Annotated in this window: 11 protein-coding genes; 2 read left to right on the top strand and 9 right to left on the bottom strand. The window is 71.8% G+C overall.

Annotated elements, in window-relative coordinates:
- The 7 genes from ACFYY7_RS35250 to ACFYY7_RS35280 form a co-directional block, all read right to left on the bottom strand.
- Positions 1-169 (bottom strand): flavodoxin-dependent (E)-4-hydroxy-3-methylbut-2-enyl-diphosphate synthase (locus tag ACFYY7_RS35250; protein ID WP_351267810.1); only part of this gene is annotated, 169 nt, incomplete at its 3' end.
- 190 nt (positions 170-359) lie between these two features.
- Entirely contained in the window at positions 360-1,670 is a 1,311-nt protein-coding gene (locus ACFYY7_RS35255) for a site-2 protease family protein (RefSeq protein ID WP_351267799.1), read from the bottom strand.
- On the bottom strand, positions 1,667-2,920 hold the full coding sequence (gene dxr / locus ACFYY7_RS35260; protein ID WP_388667892.1) for a 1-deoxy-D-xylulose-5-phosphate reductoisomerase: 1,254 nt from the start codon (positions 2,918-2,920) through the stop codon (positions 1,667-1,669). Before dxr ends, ACFYY7_RS35255 begins: the two co-directional genes overlap by 4 nt.
- A gap of 105 nt (positions 2,921-3,025) precedes the next feature.
- Complete coding sequence (locus tag ACFYY7_RS35265; RefSeq protein ID WP_388667893.1) at positions 3,026-4,972, bottom strand: acyl-CoA dehydrogenase family protein; 1,947 nt, start codon at positions 4,970-4,972, stop codon at positions 3,026-3,028.
- A gap of 331 nt (positions 4,973-5,303) precedes the next feature.
- Positions 5,304-6,749, bottom strand: a complete 1,446-nt coding sequence (locus ACFYY7_RS35270) for an aldehyde dehydrogenase family protein (RefSeq protein ID WP_388667894.1) — start codon at positions 6,747-6,749, stop codon at positions 5,304-5,306.
- 151 nt (positions 6,750-6,900) lie between these two features.
- Positions 6,901-8,478, bottom strand: a complete 1,578-nt coding sequence (locus ACFYY7_RS35275) for a PucR family transcriptional regulator (RefSeq protein WP_388667895.1) — start codon at positions 8,476-8,478, stop codon at positions 6,901-6,903.
- 130 nt (positions 8,479-8,608) lie between these two features.
- On the bottom strand, positions 8,609-11,041 hold the full coding sequence (locus ACFYY7_RS35280) for an ATP/GTP-binding protein (protein ID WP_388667896.1): 2,433 nt from the start codon (positions 11,039-11,041) through the stop codon (positions 8,609-8,611).
- Positions 11,042-11,284: 243 nt separating this feature from the next.
- Between ACFYY7_RS35280 and gabT the strand changes: the two genes are divergently transcribed.
- Together gabT and ACFYY7_RS35290 are read left to right on the top strand one after the other, a co-directional pair.
- On the top strand, positions 11,285-12,625 hold the full coding sequence (gabT, locus tag ACFYY7_RS35285; protein WP_266729396.1) for a 4-aminobutyrate--2-oxoglutarate transaminase: 1,341 nt from the start codon (positions 11,285-11,287) through the stop codon (positions 12,623-12,625).
- Positions 12,626-13,022: 397 nt separating this feature from the next.
- Positions 13,023-13,598 (top strand): phosphatase PAP2 family protein, encoded by a 576-nt coding sequence (locus tag ACFYY7_RS35290; protein ID WP_388667897.1) that lies wholly within the window; start codon positions 13,023-13,025, stop codon positions 13,596-13,598.
- On the opposite strand, the gene ACFYY7_RS35295 is transcribed toward ACFYY7_RS35290, so the two are convergent.
- Positions 13,583-15,409, bottom strand: a complete 1,827-nt coding sequence (locus tag ACFYY7_RS35295) for a chitinase (protein WP_388667898.1) — start codon at positions 15,407-15,409, stop codon at positions 13,583-13,585. The genes ACFYY7_RS35290 and ACFYY7_RS35295 overlap by 16 nt on opposite strands.
- Before the next feature lie 172 nt (positions 15,410-15,581).
- Positions 15,582-16,043, bottom strand: a complete 462-nt coding sequence (locus ACFYY7_RS35300) for a hypothetical protein (protein ID WP_388667899.1) — start codon at positions 16,041-16,043, stop codon at positions 15,582-15,584.
- Positions 16,044-16,123: the final 80 nt, after the last annotated feature.

Raw genomic sequence — 16,123 nt, forward strand, 5'->3', positions numbered from 1 at the left:
TCTGCTGCAACGTCGCACCGATGTCCGACGTACGCGTCGTCGTCATCGACTGCACCGACACCGGCGCGTCCCCGCCCACCGCAACCGACCCGACCTGGATCTTGCGGCTGACCCTCCGGTCGGCGAGCTTGGTCGGAACGGACGGAATTCCGAGAGAAATCGCAGTCATGCGCTGAGCATCCCCAAGGTGTGGATCAAGGTCCCGAGATCGGCGGGCTCCGGCCTTCGAGGTTACGGCACCGGAGGCGGCCCGAAGCACACCGCGTACGGGAGTGCTACACAAATGCGACGGCCCGGACACACACTGTGCGCCGGGCCGTCACTCTTGGTGTACGAGGTGCTACGAGGTGCTCGGTGGGTCAGGAGATCTTGACCGGATTCACGATGTCGGCGACGAGCACCAGCAGCGTGAAACAGATGAAGACTCCGGCGACGACATAGGCGACCGGCATCAGCTTGGCCACGTCGAAGGGGCCGGGGTCGGGGCGCCGGAAGACCCGGGCCACATTGCGGCGCAGGGCCTCCCAGAGCGCTCCGGCGATGTGCCCGCCGTCGAGCGGCAGCAGGGGCAGCATGTTGAAGAGGAACAGCGAGAGGTTGAAGCCCGCCAGCAGGAACAGCATCATCGCGATCTGGTTGGTCGCGGGGACGTCGAGCGTCATCACCTCGCCGCCGATCCTGGCCGCGCCGACGACACCCACCGGGGAGTCGGCCGCCCGCTCGCCGTCACCGAAGGCGGCGTCCCACAGGCCGGGGATCTTGGACGGGAGGGCGATGATCGAGTCGACGCCGTTCTCGATCATGTCTCCCATGCGGACGACCGAGTCGCCGAAGGAGAGCGGGACGATCTCGGTCTGGGCGGCGAAGCCGAGGTAGCCGGCCTTCACGTACTCGTCGGCGATGACCTCGCCCTTGGAGTCCTTCTTCGCCACCGCGTTCTCCTTGAGCACGGCGTGGAGGGTCTTCTCCTGGCCGTCGCGCAGGACGGTGACGGTGGCGGGGCCGATGGTGTCGCGGATCTTGTCGGAGAGCGTGGCCCAGTCGTCGACCTTCTGGCCGTTGAAGGCGACGATCTTGTCGCCCTTCTTGAGTCCCGCCGCCTGGGCGGGCGAGACCGGGTCGGACTTCTTGCAGGTGTCGCGGTTCTCGCTCTGGGCGATCACGCACTTCTGGACACCGGCCACCTCGGTGGTCTGGGTCTGGAAGCCGAAGGTCATCGCCACGCCGAGGAAGATCGCGACGGCCAGGACCAGGTTCATGAACGGTCCGGCGAACATCACGATGACGCGCTTCCACGGCTTGCGCGTGTAGAAGAGGCGCTTCTCGTCGCCCGGTTCGAGTTCCTCGAAGGCGGCGGACCTGGCGTCCTCGATCATGCCGCGCCAGGGCGAGGTGGACCGCGCCTCCAGGCGCCCGTCCTCTCCCGGCGGGAACATGCCGATCATGCGGATGTAGCCGCCGGCCGGGATGGCCTTGATCCCGTACTCGGTGTCGCCCTTCTTACGGGACCAGATCGTCGGCCCGAAGCCGACCATGTACTGAGGTACGCGGATGCCGAAGAGCTTCGCGGTCGACAGGTGCCCCAGCTCGTGCCAGGCGATCGAGAACAGCAGGCCGAAGACGAAGACGGCGATGCCCAGAATCGTCAGCAGGACCGTCGAAATACTCATGCGCGCGCCTCCGCTGTCGCTTTCGCCGAGAGTTCACGAGCCCGGGCTCGTGCCCAGGTCTCCGCTTCCAGGACGTCTGCGACCGTGAGCGAAGTTCCCGTGGCGGGGGTGCCGTGTTCGGCCACCACCGCCGTGACCGTATCCATGATTCCGTTGAACGGCAGCCGTCCTGCGAGGAATGCGTCGACACATTCCTCGTTGGCGGCGTTGAAGACGGCCGGTGCGGTGGCCCCGAGCGTGCCGACGTGCCTGGCCAGACCCACGGACGGGAAGGCCTCGTCGTCGAGCGGGAAGAACTCCCAGCTGGACGCCTTCGACCAGTCGAAGGCGGGGGCGGCGTCCGGGACGCGCCGGGGCCAGCCGAGGCCGATGGCGATCGGGCCGCCCATGTCCGGGGGCGTGGCCTGGGCGAGGGTGGAGCCGTCGGTGAACTCCACCATGGAGTGAACGTACGACTGGGGGTGGACGACGACCTCGATCCGGTCGAAGGGGATGTCGTAGAGGAGATGCGCCTCGATTACCTCAAGGCCCTTGTTGACCAGGGTGGCGGAGTTGATCGTGATGACCGGTCCCATGGCCCAGGTCGGGTGGGCGAGGGCCTGCTCGCGGGTGACCTCCGCCAGTTCGCTCCTGGTCCGACCCCGGAAGGGGCCGCCGGAGGCGGTGACGACGAGCTTGCGCACGTCGGCGCGGGTGCCGGCGCCCAGGGCCTGGAAGAGTGCGGCGTGCTCGGAGTCGACCGGGATGATCTGGGCGGGCTTCGCCAGCGCCTTGACCAGCGGGCCGCCGACGATCAGCGATTCCTTGTTGGCCAGGGCGAGCGTGCGGCCCGCCTCCAGCGCGGCGAGCGTGGGGGCGAGTCCGATCGAGCCGGTGATTCCGTTGAGCACCGTGTGGCAGTCGCTCGCGGCCAGCTGCGCGGCGGCGTCGGGCCCTGCCAGGATCTCGGGGAGCGGCTCGCCCGTCCCGTACTGCTCGCGCAGCGCCTCGCGCAGGGCCGGTACGGCGTCCGGTGCGGCTACGGCGACGGTGGCCACCCGCAGCCGCCTCGCCTGCTCGGCGAGGAGGGCGACCCGTCCGCCGGCGGCGGAGAGCGCGGTGACGCGGAAGCGGTCGGGGTTGCGCAGCACCAGGTCGATGGCCTGGGTGCCGATGGATCCGGTGGAGCCGAGGATGACGAGATCCCGGCGGCCTTCCGCTGCGTCGAAGACGAGGTGCGGGTCGGCGAGGGGGGCAGGGCTGTCGCTCATGCCCCCCATTGTTGCCGCATCACCTGTGGGCGTGGACAGTGCGTCCCGGACACGGGGCGGACGGGACGCGTCCGGTACGTGGACGCGCCCCGCCCGGCCGGTGGTTCAGCGGATGGTCCGGTGGACGTTCTCCCGGGTGGACGGTCCCGGGGTGGCGTCGGCGATCCAGGGGCCTTCGCCGCTCGGGTCGACGACGCCCTCTTCCAGCCAGGTGTACGCCCCGGACAGGACGCCGTCGACGAGGCGCCGGTCCAGGTCGTCGGTGTTGGTCCACAGCCGGGTGAAGAGTTCCTCGACGCGGACGCGGGACTGGTGGCAGAACACGTCGGCGAGCCGGTAGGCCTCGCGTCCGTGCTCGCCCGAGGAGCGCAGCAGTTCGGCACGGACGCAGGCGGCGCTCATCGCGAAGAGCTCCGCGCCGATGTCGACGATCCGGCCGAGGAAGCCCTGCTTGGTCTCCATCCGGCCCTGCCAGCGCGACATGGCGTAGAAGGTGGAGCGCGCCAGTTTGCGCGAGGCCCGTTCGACGTAGCGCAGATGGGCGGCCAGGTCGGGGTGGCCGGGATGGCTGAACTCGCCGTACGTACGCGGGAGTTGTCCCGGACCCGTGACGAGCCTGGGCAGCCAGCGGGCGTAGAAGCCGGCCGCGTTGGCGCCCGCCTTCGCCTTGGCGGAGAGGGGTTTGTCGGGGTCGATGATGTCCCCGGCGACCTTGAGATGGGCGTCGACGGCCTCGCGGGCGATCAGCAGGTGCATGATCTCGGTGGAGCCCTCGAAGATCCGGTTGATCCGCAGATCGCGCAGCAACTGTTCGGCGGGGACTGCCCGCTCGCCGCGGGCGGCGAGGGATTCGGCGGTCTCGAAGCCGCGTCCGCCCCGGATCTGGACGAGTTCGTCGGCCATCAGACAGCCCATCTCGGAGCCGTACAGCTTGGCGAGGGCGGCCTCGATGCGGATGTCGTTGCGGTTCTCGTCGGCCATCTGGGAGGAGAGGTCGACCACCGCTTCGAGGGCGAAGGTGGTCGCGGCGATGAAGGAGATCTTGGCGCCGACGGCCTCGTGCCGGGCGACCGGCCTGCCCCACTGCTCACGTACCGCGGACCATTCGCGGGCGATCTTCAGGCACCACTTCCCGGCGCCGACGCACATGGCGGGCAGCGAGAGCCGTCCCGTGTTGAGCGTGGTGAGGGCGATCTTGAGCCCGGCGCCCTCGGGGCCGATGCGGTTCGCGGCGGGGACCCGGACCCGGTGGAAGCGGGTGACGCCGTTCTCCAGGCCGCGCAGGCCCATGAAGGCGTTGCGGTTCTCGACGGTGATGCCCGGGGAGTCCGCCTCGACGACGAAGGCCGTGATGCCGCCCTTGTGGCCCTCCGACTTCGGTACCCGGGCCATCACGACGAGCAGGTCGGCGACGACGCCGTTGGTCGTCCAGAGCTTCACCCCGTCAAGGACGTAGTCGGGCCCGTCCGGGACGGCCGAAGTCGCGAGCCGGGCCGGGTCGGAGCCGACGTCCGGTTCGGTGAGCAGGAACGCCGAGATGTCGGTACGGGCCAGCCGGGGCAGGAAGGTGTCCTTCTGCTCCTGGCTGCCGAAGATCTTCAACGGCTGCGGCACACCGATGGACTGGTGGGCGGAGAGCAGTGCGCCGATGGCCGGGCTCACCGAACCGACCAGGGCCAGGGCCTTGTTGTAGTAGACCTGGGTCAGGCCGAGGCCGCCGTACTTGGGGTCGATCTTCATGCCGAGCGCGCCGAGTTCCTTGAGGCCGTTGATCACCTCGTCGGGGATTCTCGCCTCGCGCTCGATCAGGGCACCGTCGATCCTCGTCTCGCAGAACTCGCGCAGCCGGGCGAGGAAGGCCTCGCCCCGCCGGACGTCGTCCGCGGGCGGCAGGGGATGCGGGTGGATCAGGTCGAGCCGGAAGCGTCCGAGGAAGAGTTCCTTGGCGAAGCTCGGCTTGTGCCAGTCCTGTTCGCGTGCGGCCTCGGCCACTTGGCGCGCTTCACGCTCGGTGACCCGGGGCGTGTTCTTCGGTGCGGATGGTGCGGACATGAGGAGCTCACCTCGCCGCGGTGTGAGTGGGTGGACGCGGCCGGTCCGGGTGGGGACAGCGCCCACGGGTACCAGCCGGCTCGGGCCGGACAGGCCCTGCTCGTCCGTATGTACCCGAATCCCGACACGTCCACCATCCCCCGGACGCCGATCGGGTCGCGAGCCACTCCACTGACCCGCCTGCGGTGGCGCGCACGGCGCACGACAGGAACGCAGAGACGGCCGGAGCCCCCGCACAGTGGGCTCCGGCCGTCTCGCTGTCGCCTGCTGTCGTGCTGTCCAGGCGGAACACAGGCGACTTCGGGTGGATCTCTTCGATCCTGTTCGCGGACTACAGGGCGAGGCCGGTGAGGACCAGCACGCGCTCGTAGGTGTAGTCGTCCATGGCGTAGCGGACGCCCTCGCGGCCGACACCGGACTCCTTGACGCCGCCGTACGGCATCTGGTCGGCGCGGTAGGAGGGGACGTCGCCGATGATCACGCCACCGACCTCGAGGGCGCGGTGGGCGCGGAAGGCGGTCTGCAGGTCGTGCGTGAACACGCCCGCCTGCAGGCCGTACCTGGAGGAGTTGACGGCCTCGAACGCCTCGGCCTCGCCGTCCACCTTCTGCACGGTCAGCACCGGTCCGAAGACCTCCTCGCAGGAGAGGGTGACGTTGTCCGGGAGCTCGGCGAGCACGGTCGGCGCGTAGGTGGCGCCGTCCCGCTTGCCGCCGGCGAGCAGCTGGGCGCCGGCCTGGACGGCCTCGTCGACCCAGGACTCGACGCGCTTGGCGGCGTCCTCGCTGACCAGCGGGCCGACGTCGGTGGTGGCGTCCGACGGGTCGCCGGTGACCTGGGCCTCGACGGCCGCGACGATCTTCGGGAGCAGCCGGTCGTAGACGGCGGCGTCCGCGATGACGCGCTGCACCGAGATGCAGGACTGGCCGCCCTGGTAGTTGGAGAAGGTCGCGATACGGGTCGCGGCCCAGTCCAGGTCCTGGTCCGAGGCGTAGTCGCCGAGGACGACCGCCGCGGCGTTGCCGCCGAGCTCCAGGGTGCAGTGCTTGCGGGGCACCGACTCCAGGATCGAGTAGCCGACCGGGCCGGACCCGGTGAAGGAGATGACCGGCAGGCGCTCGTCCTGGACCAGGGCGGGCATCCGGTCGTTGGGGACGGTCAGCACGGACCAGGAACCGGCCGGCAGGTCGGTCTCGGCCAGCAGCTCGCCCAGGATCAGCGAGGAGATCGGCGTGGCCGGGGCGGGCTTCAGGATGATCGGCGCACCGACGGCGATGGCCGGGGCCACCTTGTGGGCGCTCAGGTTCAGCGGGAAGTTGAAGGGCGCGATGCCGAGGACCGTGCCGCGCGGGAAGCGGCGGGTCAGGCCGAGCCGGCCGGTGCCGCCGGCGTCGGTGTCCAGGCGCTGGGCGTCGCCGCCGTTGAAGCGGCGGGCCTCCTCCGAGGCGAACCGGAACACGGAGACGGCGCGGCCGACCTCGCCGCGGGCCCACTTGATGGGCTTGCCGTTCTCGGCGGAGATCAGCTGGGCGATCTCCTCGGTGCGCTCCACCAGACGGCGTACGACGTGGTCGAGTGCGGCGGCCCGGACGTGGGCCGGGGTCGCTGCGAACTCCTCACGCACGGCGTGCGCGGCCGCGACGGCCTCCTCGATCTGGGCGTCGGTCGGCACGCTGACGGTGCCGACGAGACGGCCGTCGTAGGGGTTGGTGACGTCGAAGCTGTCCTCGCCGGTGGCCTGGCGGCCGGCGAGCCAGAAGGCGTGGGTGGAAGTCATGGAGGTTCCGGCCCTTCGGAGCGGTGGGGGTGTCTTGCCCCCACCGTAGGGCCGCGCGGGCGCCGTGGCGTTTGTCCGGGGTGGAGCAGTGCGCCACGGGGACGCGCCGGTTTGTCGGATGCAACCGGAATGCATGACTCCGGTTCGGCGGTCACGCCTCCGGCGCCGACGGGGCGCTCGTCGCCTTGAGCGCCAGCCACAGCTCCATCCGGACGTCCGGATCGTCCAGCGAGCGGCCCAGGATCTCCTCGACCCGGCGCATCCGGTAGCGCAGGGTGTGGCGGTGCACGCCCAGGTCCGCGGCGGCGGCGTCCCACTGGCCGTGGTGGGCGAGCCAGGCCCGCAGCGAGGCGACGAGGTCGCCACGGCCCTTGGCGTCGTGCTCGTGCAGGGCCCGGAGCATTCCGTCGGCGAAGGCCCGCACCGCGTCGTCCGCTAGCAGCGGGAGCACCGAGCCCGCCGCCAGCTCCTCGTGCTCGACCAGTGCCCTGCCCCGGCGGCGGGCCACCGACAGGGCCTGTTCGGCCTGCTTGTACGCGGCGGAGACAGCGATCGGGCCCGCCGGTGCGGAGAGGCCCACGACCACCTGGTCCTCCTCCGGCTTGGTCCCTTCGGCGGGCGCCCGCGCCTCCTGGGCCTCCGCGTACGCCGCGCAGGCGGCGACCGCCGCTCCGCCGTCCGCGGCCAGCACGACGAGCCGGTCGCCCTCGGGGACGGTCAGCAGGGTCTCGCCGGTCCGCAGCGCCGCCGCCTCCATCGCCTCGCCGAGCGACAGCGGGGTGGCCGGGTCGGACGCCTCCGCGATGAGCAGCCGGAACGGGGCGTCGAGCAGCCCCCCGTACAGGTCCCCGGCGACGGCCCTGGCGTGGTCCGGCTGGCCGGCGAGCAGCATCCGCAGCACCGCCGCGCCGAGGCGCTGCTCGGCGCCCTGGAGGGACCGGGAGCGTGCGGTGGTCAGGGTCAGCAGGGCGACGGCGGAGTGCACCGCGTACCGCTCGGCGGTGCCGAGTGCCGCGCCGGTGCCCACGGCGAGCGCTCCCCTGACCCGGCGGCCGGTGCCCAGGGACTGGAGCTCCACCCGGTCGTCGGTGTCGCCGACGACGACGCTGGCCGGGGCCGGGCGGTCCCGCAGCCGCTCCACGTCGGGGGTGAGCCGGGCGGCGCGGCGGGCGGCCCACTCGGGGGCGGCGGCGACGACCTGGCCGGCGGCGTCGTACAGCGCCGCCCAGCCGTCGAGGTGCGCGGCGAGCCGGGTGAGGAGTTCGCCGGGCCCGTCGCCCGCGAGGGCGGCCCTGGTCAGTTCCCGCTGGACCTCGAACCCGGCGGTCACGGCCCGGTACTGCTCCTCGGCGATCGCGGAGGAGACGGCCTTGGCGATCGCGATGAACGGGGTGCGGCGGGGCACTTCGAGGAGCGGCAGCCCCGCTTCCTCGGCCGCGTCGATCAGCGCCTTCGGCACCTCGTCGTAGTTGACGCCGACGGCGAAGCCCAGGCCGACGACCCCGGCCCCGGCCAGCCGCCGCACGTAGCGCCGCATCGCCTCGGGGTTCTCGGCGTCGAGGTTGGTGGCGGTGACGAGCAGGAACTCGCCGCCCTCCATGTACGGCACGGGGTCGGCGAGTTCGCTGGCGTGCGCCCAGCGCACGGGCGCGTCGAGCCGGTCCGCCCCCGCGCGCACGGTGAGTTTGAGCGCCGAATGCTGGACGAGCGAGGCGAGAGTGAGGGGCATGGGGACCGCGGGACCTCGGAGAGTCGATTTTGCCGTCCCGTATGAACGGCTGTTCTCAATTCTGCCAGAGCGGCAGGGTCCGGCATGACCACGACCAGTGGTGCGGGGTGCCGGGAGCACCCCGCACCGCTCAGCCGTTCAGATTCACCAGCAGCGGCGGCGCGTGTTCGCCGTCGACCGTCGTCACGGAGAGAACCGCGTGCCCGGCGGGCAGCTCGTAGGCCAGCGCGGAGGCGGACCAGCGTTCGCGCTCCACCTGCCGCACGGTGACCGCGTCGACGGTGACCGCCTTGCCGGTGGCGAGCTTGCGCAGCGCGTGCATGGCGCGGGTGAACGGCTGGTCGGCGAAGACCCCGTGCTGGGCGACCTCGCGGACGGAGACCCATTCCTTGCCCCAGGCCTCCGAGAACCGCTTCCCGTCCCAGGTGGTGACGCCCGGGAAGATCATGCCGCATCCCACCGCGCCCAGCAGCGCCGAGTGCAGCGCCTCGGGGACGTCGTCGAGGGTGCGCAGCGCCAGTACCGCGCCGGCGTTCACCGACCTGAGCCGCCTGATCCCCTGGACGGTCTCGGCGGTGACCGTGTGCGTCGCGTCGTCCAGCACCAGACAGGTGAAGACCGACCGGTCGGGGCGGGCCGCGGCGATCGCGTTGAACTGTGCGAGGACGAGGCGGGTCAGCACCCGGCAGGCCCCGGCATGGGCACGCTCCGGCAGGTCGATCCGGACCCTGAGCGGATGCTGTCCCAGCGAGCGGAGCGAGAAGGGCCGCGCCTCCTCCCCCGTGGCGAAGAAACCGGCGAACGCAGGCCGGTCGAGGAGGGCGACGCGATCGGCCAGTACCGCCGCCGGGTCGCCCGCTCCGCCGGTCTGCCGGATCCGGGCGTCCAGCTCACGGAGCATGGCCGAGTGGCCGCCCGCCTCCAGGGCGCGTCGCAGCTCACCGACGGCCGACTCGTCCCCGGCCAGCAGCTCCCGCAGCGCCGGCACCGCCGGGAAGCAGCCGTGGACCGCCCGGTAGGGACCGAGCAGCTGGCCGAGGGCCAGGGCCGCGCGCCGTCCGTCCAGGTGCGGCACATCCCCGGCGAGTCCTTCCGCGAGGGTGGCCGCGGCCTCGTCCGGGTCGGCCGACCCGCCGTACAGGTCGAAGTCGTGGACGGACGAGGGGTCGCCGATCTTCACCACGACGTCGTACGCCTCGTCGGGACCCAGGGACGCCCCCGCGGCGCCCACCGCGAGCACCGCCGCCCCGCCCGTCAGGGCCTGGAGGGACAGCGTCTCGACGACCGGACGCACCACCCGCGCCGTCTTGCCCGCGCCGGGCGGGCCGACCGCCAGCAGGGACGTGCCGAGGAGGGCGGGGTCCAGGGCCATGCCCGAACCCCTGCGGGCGTACGGGTTGCGTTCGTCGTCCGCGCAGCCACCGATCCGGACCTGGCCGGCCAGCAGATCGTGACGCGCGCTCCGCAGGGGAAGGTCCCGGCTGCCCGAGGGATGCAGGAAGGCATCGGCCCCCCGGCGCACGACCGCCTCGTCGAAGGACGCCGGTCCGTCGTGACGGGTCCGCGCCCGCTCCCAGGCACGGTTCACGCGTACGCAGTCCACGTCGTTCAGGCGCCCGGCCCGGACGGCCGCGGTGAGCGCCTCCGCCGCCTCCACGCGACCTGCGGCGCGCAGCTTCGGCCAGGTCGCCGCGTCCGTCACGGCCACGGGCGGCGGGGTTCCCGCGTCCTGCGGGCGGGGGGCCGCGCGCCGTGCCCGGAGAGCGCGGAGAGCGGCGGGCCATTGCCCGGCCCGGCCGATCGGCACGACGACGACGGCAATGGCTACCGCGTAGGAGCCGTAGGCGGCCAGGGTGGCCAGCAGCTGGTCCCCGCTGAACAGCCAGCCCCTCGTCCAGTAGAAGAGGACGTCGAGCAGCGGCACCTTCTGGGTCCAGATCAGCCACAGGGCCAGTAGCGCGCCGAAGCCCGAGAGAGCCAGCCGGGCACGCTCCGGGCGGGGGCCGGCCCAGTACCGGAAGAGCCCCGCCCAGTGTCCGACGCGGGCTGCCCACAGCCCCGCGATCAGCACCAGCAGCTGGTTGTAGAGCGTCTCGATGCTGTACGCGGCGGCCGGTACGGAGCCTGCCCGCAGCGTGTCGAAGACCCACCAGCTCCCCGGCGTGACCGCCTCCAGGGGCACCTTCACGTACGGGATCCGGAAGTCCGCCAGCAGCGCCCAGATCACCAGCCAGAGCGCCAGGGCGATCAGCGGCCCGAGCAGGGAGGGGCGCGGCAGCCGCTCGGCGGAGCGCGGCACATGTCCGTAGCGCCAGACACCGGGCCCGGCGGCGGGGCGGACGGTGTTCAGCCACTCCACGACCGACGGCCCGGCCCCGGGCAGGCCGGCGGGCACCGGCGGAGCCGCGGGCGGACCGCTCCGGGGGGCGCCGATGGGCATAGGCGGCGCGGCGGGCGGCGGCCCGGCCGGGCGTGGCACCTGAGGGCGGGGCACATCGGGCCGGCCGCCCTCCCCCTCGGTACCGCTCGTGCCCCGCGCACCGCGCGCGTCGTCGCTCTTCATGAACCGTTGCCCCCTGACCGGCCGGGTCCGTCCGTCTGCCCCGGTCAATCTAGTGCGCCCGCAGGGCGAGTTCAGCAAGGCTCCCGCACCGGGGTGCACGGTTTCCCGGCCCGCCGCACCCCCTCGCTATGTCCGTGACGGACAACGACGCGCGAACACCACTCCCGAACGGAACATGCCGTACCCCCGGCCTCGCCCATAGCCTGGCCAGGAAGCGTCCGAAACATCCCCCAGGAGCCCCTCATGACCGAAATCCCGCAGGAGCGCCGCGTCGTCACTGCCATTCCCGGCCCGAAGTCGGTGGAGCTGCAGGCCCGCCGTCTGGAGACGGTTGCCGCAGGTGTGGGCTCCACCCTGCCGGTGTTCACCGCCCGCGCCGGTGGCGGGATCATCGAGGACGTGGACGGCAACCGTCTGATCGACCTCGGCTCCGGTATCGCCGTGACGTCGGTCGGCGCCTCCGCCGAGGCCGTCGTGCGCCGCGCCTCCGCGCAGCTCGCCGACTTCACCCACACCTGTTTCATGGTCACGCCGTACGAGGGGTACGTCGAGGTCTGTGAGCAGCTCGCCGAGCTGACGCCGGGCGACCACCCGAAGAAGTCCGCGCTGTTCAACTCGGGCGCCGAGGCCGTCGAGAACGCGGTGAAGATCGCCCGCATCCACACCAAGCGCACCGCGGTCGTCGTCTTCGACCACGGCTACCACGGCCGCACCAACCTCACGATGGCGCTGACCGCCAAGAACATGCCGTACAAGCAGGGCTTCGGCCCGTTCGCGCCCGAGGTCTACCGGGTGCCGGTGGCGTACGGCTACCGCTGGCCGACCGGTGCCGAGAACGCCGGTGCCGAGGCGTCCGCCCAGGCCATCGACCAGATCAACAAGCAGATCGGCGCGGAGAACGTCGCCGCGATCATCATCGAGCCGGTGCTCGGCGAGGGCGGCTTCATCGAGCCGGCCAAGGGCTTCCTCCCGGCGATCGCCCAGTTCGCCAAGGACAACGGCATCGTCTTCGTCGCCGACGAGATCCAGTCCGGCTTCTGCCGCACCGGCCAGTGGTTCGCCTGCGAGGACGAGGGCATCGTCCCGGACCTGATCACCACCGCCAAGGGCATCGCGGGCGGTCTGCCGCTCTCCGCCGTGACCGGCCGCGCCGAGATCATGGACTCCGCCCACTCCGGCGGCCTCGGCGGCACCTACGGCGGCAACCCGGTCGCCTGCGCGGGTGCGCTCGGCGCCATCGAGACGATGCGCGAGCTGGACCTGAACGGGAAGGCCAAGCGCATCGAGGAGGTCATGAAGGGCCGCCTCGCCGAGATGCAGTCGAAGCTCGACAACGGCGACATCATCGGTGACATCCGCGGTCGCGGCGCGATGATCGCGATCGAGCTGGTGAAGTCCGGCACGAAGGACCCGAACCCGGAGGCCGCCGCGAAGCTCGCCAAGGCCTGCCACGCGGAGGGCGTCCTGGTCCTCACCTGCGGCACGTACGGCAACGTCCTGCGCTTCCTCCCGCCGCTGGTGATCGGCGAGGACCTGCTGAACGAGGCGCTCGACGTCATCGAGCAGGCTTTCGGCCGGATCTGACCTGTGCGAGCCCCGACGGCTCCGGAACGCGTTCCGGCAGGGGTTCCGAGGGGCCCGCGTGTGGGCCTGTGAAGAACGTGTGGGGGGCCGATGGCGGGATCTGTTTCCCGCTGTCGGTCCCCCGTCGGCTGCCGTACGGTTCCTGCAGATGAGAGAAACACCCCGCCCGCAGGGGACTGCGGGCGATGCCGGGCCGGAGCTTCCCCAGCGCCGTCCTGGCCGTGCCTTCGGGCGCACCGCTGGAGCCTCTGGCTCCGGAACTCCTCACCGATCGGATGGCCGCTCGCCCCAAACCCCCCGGGGCGTGCGGCAAACCGGTCCGACCGGCCGCCCCGGAACCACCCCCCCTGTTCCCGGGCGGCCGGCCGCTTTCCTCTTCCTGGCACCACTCCTCCTGGTGCTCTTCGCGCTCACCACCTGGCAGATCGTGGCCGACGGCCCGCTGCGCGCGCTGGACGAGCGGACCGGCCGGGCCGTCGTCGGCCACGGACCCGCCCGGCTGACCGAATTCCTCGCCGATCTGGGCAATACGCAGGTCGCGCTCCCGGTGCTGGGCTGCGCGATCGTCCTCGCCCTGGTGCGCGGCGCGCGCCGTGCCCCGCTGTACGCGGCGATCGCCATGGGCGCGGTGCCCGCGCTGGTCGTGCCGCTGAAGGCGTGGATCGCCCGTCCGGGGCCGCTGACGGACGCCACCGGCTACTTCCCGTCCGGTCATGCGGCGACGGCTGCGGTGGCGTACGGGGCGGCGGCGCTGCTGGTCGCGCCGTACGTGCGGCGGTCGTGGTCATGGATGATGCCCGTCGCCGCTGTCCTGGTGACCACGGCGACGGGCATCGGTCTGGTGCTGCGCGGCTACCACTGGCCGCTGGATGTGCTGGGCAGCTGGTTCCTGTTCTGGGCGGTGCTGCTGCCGCTGAGGGGGCTGTCCCGTAGCCCCCTCAGCGGCCGAAGTAGGCGTCAGCCACCGAAGTAGGCGTCGAAGTTCTTCGAGAACTCCCCGTTGTTGAACCGGTCCCAGTTGATCGACCACGTCATCAGTCCGCGCAGCGCGGGCCATGTTCCATGGGTGGCGTAGGAGCCGCAGTCGGTCTTCTTCGTCAGGCAGTTCAGCGCCTTGGTGACCTCGGCGGGCGAGGTGTGGCCGTTGCCCGCCTGGGTGGAGGCGGGCAGGCCGATGGCGACCTGGTCGGGGCGGAGCGCCGGGAAGACCTTGGTCTGGTCGCCCGCCACCGGGAAGCCGGTGAGCAGCATGTCGGTCATGGCGATGTGGAAGTCCGCGCCGCCCATCGAGTGGTACTGGTTGTCCAGGCCCATGATGGAGCCCGAGTTGTAGTCCTGGACGTGGAGCAGGGTCAGGTCGTCGCGCAGCGCGTGGATGACCGGGAGGTAGGCGCCGGCCCGGGGGTCCTGGCCGCCCCAGGGGCCCGAGCCGTAGTACTGGTAGCCGAGCTGGACGAAGAAGGTCTCGGGGGCCATCGTCAGGACGAACTTGTCGCCGTACTCGGCCTTGAGGGACTTCACCGCGGAGATCAGGTTGACCACGACCGGGGTGGTGGGGTTGCGGAAGTCGTTGTCCCCGGTGTTCAGCGAGAGCGAGTGGCCCTCGAAGTCGATGTCGAGGCCGTCCAGACCGTACTCGTCGATGATCTTGCCGACCGAGGAGACGAAGGTGTCGCGGGCGGCGGTGGTGGCTAGCTGCACCTGGCCGTTCTGGCCGCCGATGGAGATCAGCACCTTCTTGCCCGCGGCCTGCTTGGCCTTGATGGCCGCCTTGAACTCGGCCTCGGACTCGACGTTCGGGCACTCGGTGACCGGGCAGAGCGAGAAGCGGATGTCGCCCGAGGTGACCGAGGTCGGTTCACCGAAAGCCAGGTCGATGACGTCCCAGGAATCGGGCACGTCCGCCATCCGCGTGTAGCCGGAGCCGTTGGCGAAGCTGGAGTGCAGATAGCCGACGAGCGCGTGGGCGGGCAGGCCGCCTCCCCCGCCCCCTCCGCCGCCCGCCGTGGTGGTGGCGGAGACGGCCGCGGACTTGGCGGACTCCCCGGCGGAGTTGGTCGCGGCGACCTGGAAGCTGTACGCGGTCGACGCGGCGAGGCCGGTCACGGTGGTGGAGGTGCCGGTGACCGAGAGGACCTTCGTGCCGCCCCGGTAGACGTTGTAGCCGGTGGCCCCGGAGGAACCGGTCCACGAGAGGTCGACGGAGGAGGCGGTGGCCGTGCCGGCCTTGAGTCCGGTGGGGGCGGCCGGGAGTTCGGCCGGGACGCCGCCCGGACCGACGAGGGTGAGGTCGTCGGCGTAGTAGGCGGGGGTGCCGAACCAGCCGTGGGTGTAGACGGTCACCTCGGTGGTGGACGGGCCGGTCCTGAACGTGGTGGTGAGCTGCTTCCAGTCGGCGGAGGACTGGGTCCAGGTGGAGACGTCGGTGGTGCCGGTGCCCTCCGCGCCGAGGTAGACGTAGGAGCCCTGCACCCAGGCGCTCAGCGTGTAGGTGGAGTCCGGCTGGACCGCCACCTGCTGGGAGCACTTGGCGTTGTCGGAGCCGGCCGGGGTCGCCTTCAGCGCCGAAGTGCCGCTGTGGGCCAGGGTGCTGACGGCGGCTCCGCTGCCGCCGGTACAGGTCCAGCCGTCCAGGCCGGACTCGAAGCCGCCGTTGCGCGCCTGGTCGGTGTCGGCAGCGGCGGCGGGCGGAGCGATGGCGGTCAGGCCGCCGGCGGCGAGCAGGGCCGCCGCGAAGGCGGCCACGGCTCCGGTAAATCGGGCGGGGGGTCCCGTGCGTTCCACAACGGCCTCCGTGCATGGGGGAATTGAGTGCGGCCGCCACAACATGGTCCAGACCAATCAGGTTGTCAAGACCTCTGACAGTCCCGGCAGTCCCGGGGCATCAGCCCGGCCCGGCCGCGTACACCGTTCTCCCCGGCCCGGCGGCCTGCTCCTTTCCTCCGCCCGGCCCCTGTCAGCCCCTGCCGCGTTCGGCCTGTCCGGCCGCCGCTTCGTGCATCGCGAGCTCCAGAAGCGTCGCATCGGTGAGGGTTCCCGAGCCGTCGGGCGGGATCAGCCAGCGCACCCCGCCGCTGGACGCCCGGCCCGGATGCGGCACGACGATCCAGGTTCCCTGCCCCACGCCCCGTACTCCGGTGCCGACCCAGCGGGAGACGGTGCCCGGCGCCACGAAGAAACCCATGCGGGCGTCGCCGAAGTCGGAGAGAACAGGACCGGGCCTGTCGATGAGGCGGGTCAGTACGTCGAGGGTGGGATGGCCCAGCGCCCCCGGAAGAACCAGCACGTCCCAGCGCCGGCCGGCGGGAAGGAGCGCGACCCCTCGGGGATTGCGCTCCCATTCCCACCGGCAGGCATCCGGATCCGACGCCACCGATGCCAGCCATTCGACCGCTGCCTTGACCCCCGCGCCAGCCATGACCTGCCTCCATTCCGTGTGCACCGGCCATACGGTGGCGGTGCTTCACACGGGAGAGAGAGGTGACGCCGATCGATTAC

Source organism: Streptomyces sp. NPDC001933, assembly GCF_042890955.1.
GTDB lineage: Bacteria > Actinomycetota > Actinomycetes > Streptomycetales > Streptomycetaceae > Streptomyces.